This is a genomic window from Vibrio sp. Vb1554 (assembly GCF_033344235.1).
Genome location: NZ_JAWPOJ010000008.1, coordinates 15,266 through 31,443 on the forward strand (window position 1 = coordinate 15,266; position 16,178 = coordinate 31,443).

Below are 16,178 nucleotides of genomic sequence, written 5' to 3' on the forward strand. Positions count from 1 at the left end.
AGAGGCCTTTATTTTTAATTATTCAATGAACCGCCTCGTTTTACATTCTGACTGATGCGATCAGTTCGCGATTGTTTCAGTGCTAGGATGACGTGGAAGAATAAGAAATGGATATAACAATGAATAAGTTTGAAATTGAAGGTCAGCAACTTGCTTATCTAGATAAAGGTGAGGGCCCTGTGCTTCTATTTGGTCATAGTTACCTTTGGGATAGCCAAATGTGGGCGCCACAAGTTGAGGTTTTAAGCCAGTCATTCCGTTGTATTGTGCCAGATCTTTGGGCACATGGTGAATCGGACGCTGCACCTGCATCGACACAGTCATTGGCCGACTATGCACAACATATGTTGGCATTGATGGATCATTTAGATATCGAAGAATTCTCGATAGTGGGCTTATCTGTTGGCGGCATGTGGGGAGCTGAGCTAACGGCTCAAGCGCCGCAACGTGTTAAGTCACTGGTATTGATGGATACCTTCATTGGCTGGGAGCCAGAAGTTACGTATAAAAAGTATTTTGCAATGCTTGATACCATCAGCCAAGTCCAAGCAGTGCCTGCGCCAATTATTGAAGCCGTTGTGCCGCTGTTCTTTGCCAACAACGTCAATCAGGATAACCCTAAACTTGTCGCTTCATTCAAACGCAGTTTAGAAGAGCTGAACGGTGAGCGTGCGGTGGAAGTAGCTCGCATGGGGCGCATGGTGTTTGGTCGCCGTGATGTGATTGAAGATTCGGAAAAATTCGCTCTGCCGACGTTAATTGCGGTGGGCTGTGAAGATAAGCCTCGCCCGGTTTTCGAATCGTATTTAATGAAAGACTGTATCACGGGCAGTGAGTTGGTAGAAATTCCGCAAGCGGGACACATCAGTTGTTTAGAACAGCCGGAGTTCGTCAACCAAATGTTGTTGAACTTCCTGAATCGAGTTCATGCGTAACCAATGCATCCCTCTTTAAACGAAAAACTCGGCATTAAGCCGAGTTTTTTTGTGTCAGTTTCTTCTCGCCGATTTTTGGCTCGTCGCCAGACAAAAGCCGACGAATATTTTGATGATGCTTAAATACGATTAAGCAACACAGCATAGCAACAGGTAACGTGTATTGCGGTTTAAACATCCAAGTATAAAACGGAGTGACCAAAACCGTGACGAGAGCCGCTAAGGATGAATAGCGGAATAGCGCGGCTACTGACAGCCAAGTTAACATCACCAATCCTGTTAAGTCCAAACCAATCGGAGCGATAGCGCCAAGCGCGGTTGCGACACCTTTTCCGCCTTTAAAGTGGAAAAAGATGGGGTACATGTGGCCAAGACAGGCAGCAATGGCGATGACGCCAAGAATGATAGGGTCGATACCAAGAAAGTATCCGCCCCACACGGGGATAGTGCCTTTGAGCATATCGCACAACAAGACTGAAACAGCGGCTCCTCGTCCGCCAATACGCAATACGTTCGTTGCTCCAGGATTGTTAGATCCCACACTGCGTGGGTCTGGCAGTTTTAAGAGTCGACAGATCAAAACCGCACTGGAAACCGAACCTAATAAATAGGCGGCCATTGTCATTATCAGTGCCAGTGCGTCCATAGAAGTCCTTGATGGATTGGAATTTAATGCTCGGTTCCCGCGTAGTTGCTATCATACCCCGAATTTACATAATGCAGAAATCCTCACTGTGATAGAGCTTGCATTATGTGATTTCTTGTATATAAAGATGCTTTCGCAGTTTATACCTAAGTAACATTGTGATGACCAAAGTAAATGTTACTTAGGTATAGAATACTACGATCAAATTACCCCTCACGGGTATCCGATCTCTGTAATAGAAGGACATAAGATGGCTCTGGATAAAGTTTTTATTGAACAGTTAGAAGTAATCACCACAATTGGCGTGTACGACTGGGAGCAACAAATCAAACAAAAGTTGGTTCTAGATATTGAAATGGCACACGATAATAAACCTGCGGGCAAAAGTGATGATGTGCAAGATGCACTGGATTATTCGCAGGTGAGTGAGGCGGTACTTAACCACATTGAAAATGGTCGTTTCTTACTGGTCGAGCGCGTGGCTGAAGAAGTAGCAGAGCTTATCATGCTGCGTTTCTCAGTGCCTTGGGTGAAAATCCGCCTAGCGAAGCCTGGCGCCGTGCCGCAAGCACGTGCTGTTGGTGTGGTGATTGAGCGAGGCCGAGCATGATCACCACCTATATCGGTGTTGGGACGAACGTAGAAAGAGAGCAACATGTGCTTGCTGCGTATCAGGAGCTGCAACGGCTTGGAGAAAATCTCCTCGTATCACCGATATATGAATGCGAACCTATTGGTTTTAGCAGCAAGAATTTCTACAACTTTGTCGTTGCAATGCGTACCGAGTTGTCATTAGAAGAGTTGAGCCATCAACTACGCGAGATTGAATTTAAGTGGGGACGCGAAGAAAACGCGCAAAAGTATCAGGATCGAACACTGGATCTCGATATAGTGTTGTTCGGTGAGCGCGTCTCCAAGAAAAAACCTGAGCTACCTCGCAGTGATATCTACAAATATCCTTTTGTCACAAAGCCGCTGTATGATCTCGAACCGCAATTAGTGATCCCAGGCGATGGACGCACAGTCGCAGACATTTGGCATGCTATGCAGCCAGTCGATTCGCTCAAACCCGTTTCCTTTCATTTTTAATTTGAGTTGTTTACATGAGTTATTTTGAAGCCTTTATTTTGGCTCTGATTCAGGGGCTGACAGAGTTTTTGCCTATTTCAAGCTCTGCCCATTTGATCCTGCCTTCCGCTATTTTAGGATGGGAAGACCAAGGTCTAGCCTTTGATGTTGCTGTTCACGTCGGTACATTAATGGCTGTCGTGATCTATTTTCGTCATGAAGTAATCACTTTGTTTCAAGCGTTATTTGCTTCGATCTTTAAAGGAGATCGCAGTAAAGAAGCTAAATTGGCTTGGATGATCGTGATTGCGACGATTCCAGCTTGTGTGTTCGGCTTATTGATGAAAGACATCATTGAAGTGTATCTACGTAGCGCTTACGTCATCGCGACTACTACGATCGTATTTGGCCTGTTGCTATGGTGGGTAGACAAAAACGCTAAACTCGTTGCCGATGAATACCAAACGGGTTGGAAGAAAGCTGTATTTATCGGTATTGCTCAAGCCTTAGCGATGATTCCTGGAACTTCACGTTCAGGGGCGACCATCACAGCAGCGCTTTACCTTGGCTTTACTCGAGAAGCGGCTGCCCGATTTTCGTTTTTAATGTCGATCCCAATCATTACATTAGCTGGTAGCTACTTAGGCATGAAGTTAGTGACCAGTGGTGAACCTGTCCATGTTGGTTTCTTAATGACTGGCATTATCACATCGTTTATCAGTGCGTACATCTGTATCCACTTCTTCTTGAAGATGATTTCACGAATGGGCATGACACCGTTTGTGATTTACCGTCTCATTTTGGGCGTCGGTTTGTTCGCTTTTCTATTAAGTGCATAATTGATGTTAACGAAAAACGCCCGCGAAATCCGCGGGCGTTTTTGTTTGTTCGTTACTTCTTAAGTGCTGCTTTCACTGCTTCAATACGTCGTTTTTCTTGCTCGTCACGAATCGCAGGGCCTTTAAAGCCCTCTTTGATAATGGCTTGAACGTCAACTGCCGCTGCTGCTTGGTAGGCTTGCCTAAAAATATCCGCCTGTGGATATGGTTGCGTTTCCAGTCCTTTACGACCAGCGTGATCCGCTTGGCAGCAAAGCAAGATATCTTGCAGACGTTCGGACTTACGCCACACATCAAGTTTATTGAGTATTTTAATTATGGTTTGTGGTTTAAGTTCAGCCGCGCGATGAATATTGGAGTGCTGTTCGCACACCATCAAGGCTAAATCACGAAACTCATTTGGTACCCGGACACGTTCGCACAGCTTTTTGATCAGTTTTAATCCTGTATGGCAATGCATTTTGTGGCTTGGCCATTCGCTCTCTGGCGTCACGCCCTTACCCAAGTCATGCACTTGGGCGGCAAACCTGACGGGGAGTGAGTTACTCAATTTTGCGGCTTGCTCTGCCACCATCAAAGTATGGATGCCAGTATCGATTTCTGGATGCCACTTCTCAGGTTGAGGTACGCCAAATAGTGCATCAATTTCAGGTAACACCACGGTTAATGCACCACAGTCTCGTAGAACCGATAAGAAAATATCAGGGCGAGGAGTAGAGAGAGATTTATGCCATTCTTGCCAAACACGCTCGGGAGTCAGTGTGCTCAGCTCTCCGGACTCTGCCATGTGACGCATTAACCGCATGGTTTCGTCGGCAACCGTAAAGTTTAGATCAGCAAGCTTCGCTGCGAAGCGAGCGACACGTAAAACGCGTAGAGGGTCTTCAATAAAGGCGTCTGATACATGGCGTAGCAGTTTATCGTTGAGATCTTGCTGGCCACCATATGGGTCATGGATCGTGCCATCACTCTCCATTGCCATCGCGTTAATGGTTAAATCACGACGTATCAAATCTTCTTCTAAGGTGACGTTTTGATCGAAGAAACATTCAAAACCAGTGTAACCAGAACCTGACTTTCTCTCTGTTCGTGCAAGGGCATATTCTTCTTTACTTTTGGGATGCAGAAATACAGGAAAGTCTTTACCAACGGCGGTGTATCCTTGGGACAGCATCATCTCGGGCGTCGCGCCTACGACCACCCAGTCGTTGTCATAACTATCAATTCCGAGCAATTTATCTCGAACTGCGCCACCTACTAAATAAACTTGCACGAATTACCTCTTAATTTATGGATATGCCGTTGGACATTGTAGCAAGCAATGGTACTTTTCTTTACTCCTAAGAATAGAAGAAGAGCGTTTATACCATGTCTGACTATTCCCAGGTGGTTTTTTAGCTGGAGAGCCTAATGTATAAGGACTTTTTTGGGTTTGTCGAACAACCATTTTCGATTGTTCCAAACTCACGTTATTTGTATTTAAGCCAACGTCACAAAGAGGCAATCACACATCTCCAAGCTGGGCTAGGCGATGGCGGTGGCTTTGCTATGCTTACTGGCGAAGTAGGTACAGGCAAAACGACCGTCGCAAAAGCGATGCTGGCGAATTTGGGTGATAACACCAAAGCGGGTCTTATTCTCAATCCCACGTTTTCGAGTAGAGACTTGCTCGAAGCCATTTGCGATGAGTTCAAAATCACCTATCCGCCAGATGCAAACCTCAAACAGCTAAACCAGGTTATCCATCAATATTTGCTGCGTAATTATCGTGCAGGCTGGCAGACATTGCTGGTCATTGATGAGGCTCAACACCTTGCTGCCGACGTTCTAGAGCAGTTGCGCTTGTTGACCAACTTGGAAACCGATACCAGAAAACTGCTCAAAGTGTTGTTGGTCGGGCAGCCTGAATTGCAGCGGTTATTACAAACAACACAACTACGCCAACTTGCCCAGCGTATTACTGGGCGTTATCACCTGTTGCCGTTGGATGAAAAAGAGACAGAAGATTACATCGCATTTCGACTACATACAGCAGGTGGCAACCAGCAACTGTTTAATCGTGCTTCTTGTAAACTTATAGCCAAATACAGTCACGGTATACCGCGGCTCATCAACCTTATCTGTGACAAATCCCTCAACATTAGTTATCACCAGGGTAATGTGGTTGTGGATAAGCAAACCGTTCAGCAGGCCTGTGAAGAGGTGATGCAGTTTCAGGCAGATATTTATCAGCAAGATAAAAAAGAGCGCCGGACTTTCCGTTGGCCTGCTTGGGGCTCTGTCACGGTAGGCCTTATTGCTGCATTAAGTACGGGGTGGGCGGTCGTGAATTATATGCCAGCTCAAGCGACGTCAGTGTTGACACAAGTGACGGAGCCAAGAGTAGAGCCAACACCAACCGTCGTCAGCCAACAGTTAACGGATGAGCAGCGTGCTTTATTGTTAACACAAAAACAGTCGAACCTCGCTGTAAATGATTTGTATCGTTTGTGGGGATATCAAGCATCGGTTCGCGATAACCTTTGTTTGTCAGAACCGCAGTCGACTATGCGTTGTGAGCGTAAAATGGCGACTTGGCCGCTGTTGATGCAACAAAATCGCCCTGTGATCTTGGAGTTGAATTATCAAGGTGATGTTGGGTATGTCATTCTATATGCCGTCGGTAATGACCAAGCTGAAGTGCTCAATGGTAAGCAGCGTCTCCGTCTGCCAGTTTCGTGGCTAAAGCCGTTGTGGCAGGGCAATATTATCGAACTGTGGCATGCTCCGCTGAATGAAACATTACGTTTAGACATGGAAGGCCCTGCGATTGAAGTATTAGACCGATTATTAGCAGAAGCGGTGAGTGAGCCACTGCTTGAAACGTCTATTTTTGATGGTGCGATGAAAGAGCGAGTCGAGTTATTTCAACGCTGGCAAGGAATTGGTGTCGATGGTATTGCTGGTAAGCGAACGCTAGACCGACTTCAGCAAAATGTTCAGCCAGATGCGCCTCAACTGGCGAGAATAGAGAAGGAGGACGCATAATGTCAGCTGTGAAACATATAGGTCTGTTCTTGCTGCCAATCACTGCTTCTGCTATTGGAGTCGCTTGGTACTTAGATCTCTTTGCACCGAGTGTTGAAGTAGATACAACGTCCCCGATAGAAAAGGTCGAAGTGGTATCACCTTTCAAAGTATTAGACTATCCAGAGAACACCCAGTTGGCCCAATTGCCAAGAGAGTGGCCAAGTGCAGAGCTATCGCGTGATTTTGGTACATTTACCACCCCCGATGAATACACGAGCCATACACCAAGCAGAGATGAAACACGCAACTCAGCATCAACCCAAACGACTTCTGCTGCTGAAGAGGACCTCGGGTTGTCTTTGGATGATCTGGATTTATCCTCATTATCTCCTGATTTAGCTAGGAAGGTCGAAAATGCCTTATCCCGAGATGATGACAATTCGTCATCACAAACGGCACGCGTGAACGATTTAGAGCGCAACGCTCACCAGTGGCAAGGGCGTCTACCTGCGCTTAATTTGCAAACCCATATGTACGCTAGTGATGAAAATCGCCGTTGGGTGAAAATTAACAATGTTGAGTATCATCAAGGGGATGTCGTTGATGATCAGGTCACTCTAAGAGAAATACAACCGCAAGCTGTGATTGTTGAGTTCCAAGGTGAGCAAATTCGTATACCAGCGTTGTATGAGTGGAAAGGGTAACTCTTGTAGAAACACATCAAGCCAGCGAAATCATATCGCTGGCTTTTTATTTTTCAGAGCATCTTTTGCATCTATTCTGGTGATGATTTTTAGATACTCAAACAAGCAAAATATAGCTTTTCTCAGTCGTTTAAATAGCACCAATATCATTCATCTATTGATAGCGCGATTCCAGTCAGCGTTGTGTAAAAAGACACCATCTTCACGAACTTCGGAGTAATGACTTGGTCCACGTTAGACCCCATCACATAATAGGAGTCTAAACAGAGACACATGCGTATTCTGATTTTTTCTTTAAGTATTGTTGCATCGACAAGCTATGCAGCAAAGCCAGATCCATTCCCAGTTACACCAGATAGTCGCGGGCAAGATTTCATGGTCAGTGCGACGAATCCTTACGTGAGCAGTACCGGTTACTCAATATTGAAAGAAGGCGGTAACGCTGTTGATGCTATGGTCGCGATGCAGATGGTGATGTCTGTCGTTGAGCCAGATATGACCGGAATTGGCGGCGGGACTTTCGCGCTGTTTTATCAACATGACGAGAAAAAATTTCTGGCCCTTGATGGTCGAGATGAAGCGCCCTCTAGCGCGAACCCTGAAATGTTTGTTGAGAATGGGGAAGTACTCAGTCGCAACGAAATATTAGGCCCTCGTTCTGTTGCGGTTCCGGGCACGTTGCGGTTGCTTTACACCACTCATGAACAATACGGCAAGTTGCCATGGGCAGAGCTGATTAAGCCGGCGATTACATTGGCGAGCAATGGGTACGCGATGAACAGCTACACCTACGACATCGTAGTAAGAGAGCAAAGCCGACTTGAGCAAGATCCGGAAGTGAAAGCCTTGTATTGGCAAGGGGACGATATTAAGCCGACGGGAACCTTGATGAAGAACCCTAAGATGGCTGAGACGCTGAGGAAGATCGCGCAACAAGGCGATAGTTACCTTTATGGTGGTGAGCTTGGTCAGCACATCGTAGAGACGGTTAATAGTCGTATTGACGACCAACACGAGAAGTTGTCTTTAGAAGATTTTAAACATTACCAAGTGAAGCAGCGTGACATCATTGAGAGCGACTACCGTGGGAATAAAATCGTCTCTTTTGGTTACCCAGCTTCGGGCGGTGTGATGGTCGCTCAGAGTCTTGAACTGCTTGCACCCTATGGCATTGCCCATATGGCGAAAACGGATGTGGAACCTTGGCGTCTCATGACTGAAGCGATGCGAATTGCAAAAGCCGATCGTATTGCGTATGCCGGAGATCCGGATTATGTGGAAGCGCCAGTTGAACAGTTGCTGTCTAAAGCCTATCTAGATCAGAGACGTGATTTAATCCCTGATAATGGCACTTCAAAAAAGGATCCACAAGCAGGACAGATAACGCAAACTCAGTATGCGCAATATCAAGGCTTCGAGAGCAAAGATACAGGGCATATTTCTATCGTCGATAGAGATGGAAATGCAATTGCGATGACCAGCACCGTTGGCACGGGAATGGGATCTGGTGTCATGGTTGATGGCGTTATCTTGAATGCGCAGATGGCTAACTTCTCACCTCAGCCAACGGTTGACGGCAAGCCTACGCAAAACTCAATTGAAGCGGGCAAGCGTCCACGTTCGGCTATTACGCCATTAATGGTGATGGACAGTGATGATAACTTGCGTTTGGTGGTTGGGTCACCAGGTAGTTCACAAATCCCGGGGTATGTACTCAAAACCGTGGTTGGGGTGCTGGATTGGAATTTATCAGCGCAAGAGGCTATTGACTTACCAAACATCCAGTATGGCACTAAGATAGACCGCACCAAGTCTTATGACCCGACTGGTTTGCTGGTGGAAAAGAAAACGTTCGCAGAAATGTTGGTGCCTGAGTTTATGGAGCTTGGCTACCCAGTGCACGTTATTCCAGTGGTAAGCGGTTTGAATGCAATTGAGCTAAAAGATGGCAAGCTTTATGGCGCAACGGATCGTCGTCGAGCCTCTAGTTCAATGGGGGAGTAGTACTCACTTCTATCAAACGAAGCAAACTAAAAAGCCAGTCAATATCGACTGGCTTTTGCGTTCTTTTTAAAGATAAAAGCGTAAGGGTTTATGCCCAACCCGCAGGAGAGCGCTTTCTACGAGGCATGACATGCGGAAGAATCAAACCAAATAGTAAACCTAAACCTGCAACACCGCCGCCATAAGTGAAGTACTTAAGCAGCATGTCATCTTTTTGTGTATCCAGCTTTGCGCGTAGCTCGCGGTTTTCTGTTTCAACAGAAGTAAGCTGATCACTGATCTCAGAGTATTTATTTTCTAGATCTGAAATTTGTTGGTTACGTGTTTCGAGAGAGGTAACAAGACCTGCTTTCTCTGCATCAGAAGTTTGACGAGCATTAGCAAGCTGCTCTTTTACTTCGGCTAGCTCTTTCTCAATGCGAGGAAGGCGAATTGCCATGCTCTCTTGGTTTGTCACAAACTTGCTTTGTACCCAACCAGTGCGACCACGGTCATCACGAACTTGCGTGTAGCCAGTATCTCGGTTGGTTTTAATCAGTTGTACTTTAGAACCGGCGTTAACACTACCAATAATACGGTAGGTGTTATTTGGACCTGAGTGCATAAAAGTGAAGAGGTCATCAGAAATATAACGGTCTGCTGCTAGGGCCGCTGGCGCTGCTAGCAAAGTAAACAAAACCGTGATGATTAGTTTTTTCACAGTAAATCCCTTAACGATTTTTCTTGGAGACAGCGTTGGCACCGAATGATTGGAGCCGGAAATAGACGAATAGTATGCAGTTTCAAACTTCGGTGCAACAAAGAAGGGAGGCAAAGCCTCCCTTTCTGTGCGTTTGAGTCAATAATGACAAAGCGCTTACATTCTATTGACGAGTGTCTTAAGCGAACATCGCTTGAAGTCCGTAGAAGAATACTACGGCCAATAACGCACCCGCTGGTAGTGTAACGATCCATGATGCCACGATGTTACGAACTACGCCTAGGTTCAGTGCTGCGATACCACGAGCAAAGCCAACACCGAGAACCGCACCAACCAATGTTTGAGTGGTTGAAATTGGCAGGCCTGTACCAGACGCTAGAACTACCGTACATGCTGTTGCTAGCTGTGCTGCAAAACCGCGGCTAGGCGTTAGCTCAGTGATGCCTGTACCAACGGTTGCCATTACTTTGTGACCCAGTGTTGCAAGACCGACCACGATACCAATACCGCCAAGAGGTAGAATCCACCAAGCGATGGTGCTTTTCGTGCTGATTTCGCCCATGTGTTCAACAGTCGATACGACAGCAGACAGTGGACCAATGGCGTTTGCAACGTCGTTTGAACCGTGTGCAAATGCCATCGCACAAGCGGTGATAACCATCAGAACGCTGAAGATACCTTCCACGCCAGAAAAGCTGCGGTCTTCTTCGCGATTAGCGAATTTTTTCTGGATGTATACGTAGCCGCCAATCATCACAAGTGCTGAAACTGCAGCTGCCCACATCCAGGCTTCACCATTGGTCAGGTGAAGACCAACGTGTTTTAGACCTTTTTTGATGGTTACAAGTGCAATCACCATTGTTGTGATGAACATGTAAACAGGTACAAAACGTTTCGCATTAAACAGAGGGTTCTCTGTATCAAAAATCAGGCGTTGTGCGCTGACAAAGATAACGTAAGCAAAGAAACCTGAAATCACTGGCGTAATAATCCAGCTACCAACAATGCCTTGAACGCTGCCCCAGTCAACCGCTTCAGTACCTACTGATACGCACGCAAAACCAATGATTGCACCGATAATTGAGTGAGTCGTTGATACTGGCCAGCCCATGTAAGAGGCAAGAAGCAGCCATGTACCTGCTGCCAAAAGCGCAGACATCATGCCGTAGACAAGAACATCTGGTTGACTAGCAAATAAAGAAGTTTCGATTACACCTTTACGGATAGTGTCGGTTACTTCACCGCCTGCAAGGTAAGCACCTGCAAATTCGAAGATCATCGCAATGATGATAGCTTGTTTTACAGTTAGCGCTTTTGAACCTACAGATGTACCCATCGCATTAGCAACGTCGTTCGCGCCAATACCAATCGCCATCATGAAACCAAAAATCGCTGCAACAATAATCAGGACAGTGCCGTAGTTCGCAAGGATATCCATCGTAATACCTAGTTGTTTTATAACAAGCGGAACAAAATTTTACGCGCGCCAAACCATAAGACGATGAAAATAGTCATCGTCCCTATGACACGTGTTAATTATGCTCTTCGTTATGTCGTTAACTTTATGTTTTAAGATCGAGATAGCATGACTTCCAAACGAGCACCTACGCGCTGCGCTTGGTCGGCAATACCACCTACCCATTCAAGAATCTTGTACAGGAACATGACATCGATAGGGTTCATGTCAGCTTCAATCACCATCAACTGTTGGCGAAGTTCAATCTGCATGGCATCGGTATCATCTTCGATAACGTCTAATTGATGAATCATTTCAGCGACGAGCGTCACTTCACGGCCTTTGAAGCCGGTTTCTAGCAATTCATCAAGTTCATTGATTACCTTTTGCGCCTGATCGGCAGCATCAAGACAACGTTGAACGTAAGCGAGGAAGTTTGGTTGGAGAGCCTCAGGGATGACAAGTTGACGACCATATACACGGCCAGCAATGTCTTTTGCCAGGTTTGCAAGTTTGTCCTGTTGAGTCAAAAGCTCAAGCATGTCAGTACGGTCGACTGGCATGAACAAACCGCGAGGCAGTTTTAGACGGATTTCACGTTTCAGCACATCCGCTTCTTTCTCTAGGTGAGAAATTTGTGCACGGATTTCTGCTGCTTTTTCCCAATCACCCTTTGAAGATACTTCAAAGAATTTCACCAAGTGTGAACAACATTCGTTGACACACACAACGTGGCGTTGCAAAGGCTTAATTGGGGACTTTGCAAATAACCCCATAATTGTATTTACTGGCATGGTCATTCAACCTAATAACTATAACCTTAAAAAAACATACACCATTTCTGAGTGCTTGGCGAAATGTTGAACGATGGCTATAAAGGCGCGCATGGTAACGCATTAAATCGCTCATTAAAACTGTTTTAGATCATCATTCCGGCGATATTTCTCTCTTGCCGTGTGAGAAATTACGCAATATCCTGTTTCTATCTGCTTTGAAAGGTATAGCTATGGAAACCGAAATAGAACTGAAGTTTTTTGTTTCTCCTGAATTTTCAGAAACTTTAAAAGAAAAAATTTCTGAGACAAAAGTACTTCAGCATAGTTGTCGTGACTTGGGTAACACCTATTTTGATACTGCCGATAAATGGCTCAGAAAGCACGACATTGGTTTAAGAATTCGCCGTTTTGATGATGTATTCGTCCAAACCGTAAAGACAGCAGGACGCGTCGTCGCAGGCTTACATCAAAGACCAGAATACAATGCTGAGCACACTAGCGACGAGCCTAATCTGTCGCTTCATCCTCTAGATATTTGGCCTCCAGGTAAAGATGCAGAAACGCTGCAATCCGAGCTTATGCCATTATTCTCGACCAACTTCACACGTGAACAATGGCTGATTGGCATGCCCGATGGCAGTCAGATTGAAGTTGCTTTTGACCAAGGCTTAGTTGTAGCCAAAGGTGAAGACGAAGAAGAGAAGCAAGAGCCAATTTGCGAAGTTGAACTGGAACTTAAGTCTGGCCAAACCGAAGCTTTATTCACACTGGCACGCAGCTTTTGCGAGCAAGGTGGTATGCGCTTGGGTAACTTGAGCAAAGCGGCGAAAGGTTATCGACTTGCAAGCGGTTATGCGGGTGATGAAGTAAAATCATTGGCACTTGTGGACAGTAGTCCGACGGATACCGTTGAATTTTGCTTGATCAACTCTTTAGAGCACGCTTTGTCTCATTGGCATTATCACGAGCAAATTTATGCTGAGCGTGACAGCGTGGAAGCACTGCGTGAAATCAGTAATGCCATTCGTTTCATTCGTCAAACATTGACCATTTTTGGCGGGATTGTCCCTCGTCGCGCGAGCGCGATTCTGCGCCAAGAGCTTAAATGGTTGGAAGAAGAACTGAGTTGGTTGGATGAGCATGCACACCTTGAAGAGCTTTTAGATGACAAAGGCAATGTGCTGCGCAAGTTGGATGCACGTAAGTTCTTAGTATCTGAGTTGACTCAGCAGTTACAAGAGTTGCCAAGCCGTGAAGAAGTGCTAGGGTTGCTCAATTCCGCGCGTTACACAGGGTTACTGCTGGATCTAAGCCGCTGGATCTTAGCGCGCGGTTGGCAGCCATTTCTTGATGAAAAAGCACGTGAAAAAATGGCAAGTAATATCATGCCGTTTTCAGTTACTCAGCTCGATCGCACTTGGGCTGAGCTAATGGAAGCTTTCCCAGCAGAGCGCGATTTGACGGCGCAAGAGTACGTTGATCAGCGTTATCGCTTATTGCGTAACCTCTATACTGGTATTGGTTTCGCGAGTTTGTATAACTCGGATGAGCGTAACAGCTTCCGTTTACCATGGGCGGATCTGGTGCATGGTATCGATGATCTGCTAATGCTGAACCACTTGCTCCCGTTGGTTGATATGCTGGAAGATGCAGAAAAAGAGCAGTTAGAACGCTGGTTGCACCGTCAAGAGCGCTCAATTTTGCATGCAATGGATCAAACCCGAGCGATCAGTATGGAAGTACAGCCTTATTGGCGTGAATGATCGTTCTGGTGGTAACGACAAAAAAATAGGACCGCATGGTCCTATTTTTTTGTCTCTGTTTTACGTTGTTGTAGCTCTTTTTCCATGAAATCGAGTCGTTCTAGTATTTGCGCTTGTTGGCTTAGGAGCTGCTCGAGCATACGTTCTTTATTGATTGAACTGTGCGTCTGTTGTTTCGTTGGGGCAGTAAGGATAGAGGTGATAAGACCCGAGATCATACCAAAGATACCCACCCCGCAAACAATGATGATGACAGCCAAAAACTTTCCTATGGAGGTCACTGGATAATGATCGCCGTAACCAACCGTTGAGATTGTTACAAATACCCACCACAAAGCATCGGCGCCAGTACGAATATTCGCTTCTGGGTTTTTCGCTTCGATAAACAGCATTGCACTAGAACCGAGTGTTATGAGGATAACCATCAATAGCAGTATAGAGGCGACCGTGGTTTCGCGGCGGTTTTCTTTGAGCTGATGCAAAATGAACTTTGACGAACGCAGTACTAATACCACTCGCATAATATGAAAAATACGAGCAAAGCGCAGGGGCTCTATCAATGGGATGCTCGCTACGAAATCTATCCAATGACGTTTAAGGAATAACCAGCGATCTGTGGACCGGATCAAATCAATGGTGAGCTGTAGTAGAAAAATACTACAGATTATGAAATCCAGACCGATAAGAACTTGACGGGTTTCGTGATCGATCGGGAAAAACAACAAGCCAGAGATCACAAATAGTGCCATAAAAGACAATATTAGTGACAACAGGCCCATCGGTCGTGTGCTGTCTTTGATATCATTGTTTTTCATACGAAGCTCAAAATAAATCGCGTAACCACGCAAAGCGCGAACATAACTATAAGTAATATAAAGATTATAGATAAAGACTATATAAGACTCGGTGGAGAACTGACAATGGAAAAGCTGGCATTTAAGCCATGGGAAAGGGTCATATCCGACATTCGACTGGTGCCTAAAATGGTCATGTTGATGGTCTTCAGTACTGTCCTGATCGTGGCAAAACAACTGTGGGACGCAAACACTTTTTACGACTCACTTTTAGCGGCGACACAAAACGCGCAAGTTGCCCAACAGCATTATGAGGCATATTTAACGCAAGTTGCTTGGCAAACCGCCTTATTGATAGTGGTTTTTGTCGTGCTCTTATTAGCGGCGGCTAGAGTGATGTTGCGTCAAACACAGTATTTGAGCGACGCGATCAAACTGATGGCGAGCAAGAACCTCTCTGTTCCATTTGGTATGGATTGTAAAGATGAATACGGAGACGTGGCACGTGAATTAGAAAAGACACGTCGACAATTGCACGATGTGATTCAAATGCAAATTAATGCGTCTGATGAATTATCAACGCTCACCGAAGTCATGACACTGAGCATGTCGGAAACGAAGGAATCGGCGCAAGAAGAGTTTAACGAAATTGATCAACTTGCTACGGCGATGAGTGAAATGTCGTCGACGGTCCAAACGGTTGCGGAACATGCCCAGACGGCATCTTCTCTAACAGAGCAAGCTTCCGCGCAAGCAATTTCTGGTCAGCAGTTCTTGCAAAGTACAATGGCGAAAATGAGTGAACTTTCGTCGGATATCGCTTCATCGGCACAAGCGGTTAACCAAGTTGAAGAACGTATTGAAGCCATTGGTAGCGTTGTGGGGACGATTCAAGGCATTTCTGAACAAACCAACCTGCTTGCACTGAATGCGGCGATTGAAGCGGCGCGAGCTGGCGAGGCTGGGCGGGGTTTTGCTGTGGTTGCAGATGAAGTTCGTAACCTTGCCCAACGCACACAACAAGCGACGGTAGAAATTCAAGAGATGATCGCACAGCTGCAAACCAGTGCTGAATCTGCGGTAGAACTCATGGAAAAAAGCGTTGTAGAAGCGGCAGATGGAAACGAGCTGGTTTCTAGTGCTGGATCTGAGCTCGATGGTATTGTTGGGCAAGTGACGCAAATCAATGACATGAACTTCCAGATCGCGACGGCGTCTGGTCAGCAAAGCAGTGTTGCAGAAGAGATGAGCCAAAACCTCACCAATGTACGTGAGTTGGTGGAAGCCTCAGTTGTTGTTGTTACCGAGCTGCTAGAAACCTCTGAAATGATGCAAAATAATGCAGGTGAGCTAGACAAGAAGATCAAATCTTTCCAAGTTTAATATTCGATCCCGAACTTTTGATAAAACGCCCACAAACCTTTTGCGGGCGTTTTTATTTGCTTTCAGTCTGGTATAAAGAATGAGTTACCGTGCTTTTCAAA

At 45.8% G+C, this 16,178-nt stretch carries 15 protein-coding genes; 9 read left to right on the forward strand and 6 right to left on the reverse strand.

Annotation, left to right across the window (positions count from 1 at the left end; all coding sequences use genetic code 11):
* The first annotated feature begins 119 nt into the window (after positions 1 to 119).
* Positions 120 to 935 (forward strand): alpha/beta fold hydrolase, encoded by an 816-nt coding sequence (locus tag R8N28_RS08770; RefSeq protein ID WP_005379855.1) that lies wholly within the window; start codon positions 120 to 122, stop codon positions 933 to 935.
* A 34-nt stretch (positions 936 to 969) separates the two neighbouring features.
* On the opposite strand, the gene plsY is transcribed toward R8N28_RS08770, so the two are convergent.
* A complete protein-coding gene (gene plsY, locus R8N28_RS08775; RefSeq protein WP_005379857.1) occupies positions 970 to 1,581 on the reverse strand; it encodes a glycerol-3-phosphate 1-O-acyltransferase PlsY in 612 nt (203 codons plus the stop codon).
* Between the two features lie 250 nt (positions 1,582 to 1,831).
* On the opposite strand from plsY, the gene folB reads away from it, so the two are divergent.
* The 3 genes from folB to R8N28_RS08790 are packed head-to-tail and all read left to right on the forward strand — an operon-like array spanning position 1,832 to position 3,488.
* Entirely contained in the window at positions 1,832 to 2,191 is a 360-nt protein-coding gene (gene folB / locus R8N28_RS08780) for a bifunctional dihydroneopterin aldolase/7,8-dihydroneopterin epimerase (protein WP_005379859.1), read from the forward strand.
* Positions 2,188 to 2,670, forward strand: a complete 483-nt coding sequence (folK, locus tag R8N28_RS08785; RefSeq protein ID WP_005387457.1) for a 2-amino-4-hydroxy-6-hydroxymethyldihydropteridine diphosphokinase — start codon at positions 2,188 to 2,190, stop codon at positions 2,668 to 2,670. Before folB ends, folK begins: the two co-directional genes overlap by 4 nt.
* 14 nt (positions 2,671 to 2,684) lie before the next feature.
* The gene (locus R8N28_RS08790; protein ID WP_017820255.1) at positions 2,685 to 3,488 is read left to right on the forward strand and encodes an undecaprenyl-diphosphate phosphatase; all 804 of its coding nucleotides are present in this window, start codon (positions 2,685 to 2,687) and stop codon (positions 3,486 to 3,488) included.
* A gap of 52 nt (positions 3,489 to 3,540) precedes the next feature.
* Here R8N28_RS08790 and R8N28_RS08795 read toward each other — a convergent pair whose 3' ends face one another.
* The gene (locus R8N28_RS08795) at positions 3,541 to 4,761 is read right to left on the reverse strand and encodes a multifunctional CCA addition/repair protein (protein ID WP_005379907.1); all 1,221 of its coding nucleotides are present in this window, start codon (positions 4,759 to 4,761) and stop codon (positions 3,541 to 3,543) included.
* Between the two features lie 137 nt (positions 4,762 to 4,898).
* Here R8N28_RS08795 and R8N28_RS08800 point away from each other — a divergent pair, with 137 nt between their 5' ends.
* The 3 genes from R8N28_RS08800 (at position 4,899) to ggt (ending at position 9,205) form a co-directional block, all read left to right on the forward strand.
* A complete protein-coding gene (locus R8N28_RS08800; RefSeq protein ID WP_171342783.1) occupies positions 4,899 to 6,515 on the forward strand; it encodes an ExeA family protein in 1,617 nt (538 codons plus the stop codon).
* Positions 6,515 to 7,201, forward strand: a complete 687-nt coding sequence (locus R8N28_RS08805) for a general secretion pathway protein GspB (protein WP_005387437.1) — start codon at positions 6,515 to 6,517, stop codon at positions 7,199 to 7,201. The genes R8N28_RS08800 and R8N28_RS08805 overlap by 1 nt, the downstream gene beginning before the upstream one ends.
* A gap of 273 nt (positions 7,202 to 7,474) precedes the next feature.
* Entirely contained in the window at positions 7,475 to 9,205 is a 1,731-nt protein-coding gene (ggt, locus tag R8N28_RS08810) for a gamma-glutamyltransferase (RefSeq protein ID WP_262635407.1), read from the forward strand.
* 88 nt (positions 9,206 to 9,293) lie between these two features.
* On the opposite strand, the gene R8N28_RS08815 is transcribed toward ggt, so the two are convergent.
* The 3 genes from R8N28_RS08815 to R8N28_RS08825 form a co-directional block, all read right to left on the reverse strand.
* Entirely contained in the window at positions 9,294 to 9,905 is a 612-nt protein-coding gene (locus R8N28_RS08815; RefSeq protein WP_005379900.1) for a TIGR04211 family SH3 domain-containing protein, read from the reverse strand.
* Positions 9,906 to 10,083: 178 nt separating this feature from the next.
* Complete coding sequence (locus R8N28_RS08820; protein WP_005379898.1) at positions 10,084 to 11,343, reverse strand: inorganic phosphate transporter; 1,260 nt, start codon at positions 11,341 to 11,343, stop codon at positions 10,084 to 10,086.
* A 131-nt stretch (positions 11,344 to 11,474) separates the two neighbouring features.
* Positions 11,475 to 12,155 carry a TIGR00153 family protein gene (locus R8N28_RS08825; RefSeq protein ID WP_005379896.1) on the reverse strand — a complete coding sequence of 227 codons (681 nt, stop codon included), beginning with the start codon at positions 12,153 to 12,155 and terminating at the stop codon, positions 11,475 to 11,477.
* A 212-nt stretch (positions 12,156 to 12,367) separates the two neighbouring features.
* Between R8N28_RS08825 and R8N28_RS08830 the strand changes: the two genes are divergently transcribed.
* Positions 12,368 to 13,900, forward strand: a complete 1,533-nt coding sequence (locus R8N28_RS08830) for an inorganic triphosphatase (protein ID WP_047101978.1) — start codon at positions 12,368 to 12,370, stop codon at positions 13,898 to 13,900.
* Between the two features lie 41 nt (positions 13,901 to 13,941).
* On the opposite strand, the gene R8N28_RS08835 is transcribed toward R8N28_RS08830, so the two are convergent.
* The gene (locus tag R8N28_RS08835) at positions 13,942 to 14,715 is read right to left on the reverse strand and encodes a potassium channel family protein (protein WP_005387432.1); all 774 of its coding nucleotides are present in this window, start codon (positions 14,713 to 14,715) and stop codon (positions 13,942 to 13,944) included.
* A 105-nt stretch (positions 14,716 to 14,820) separates the two neighbouring features.
* Here R8N28_RS08835 and R8N28_RS08840 point away from each other — a divergent pair, with 105 nt between their 5' ends.
* Positions 14,821 to 16,077 (forward strand): methyl-accepting chemotaxis protein, encoded by a 1,257-nt coding sequence (locus R8N28_RS08840; protein ID WP_318183347.1) that lies wholly within the window; start codon positions 14,821 to 14,823, stop codon positions 16,075 to 16,077.
* Positions 16,078 to 16,178: the final 101 nt, after the last annotated feature.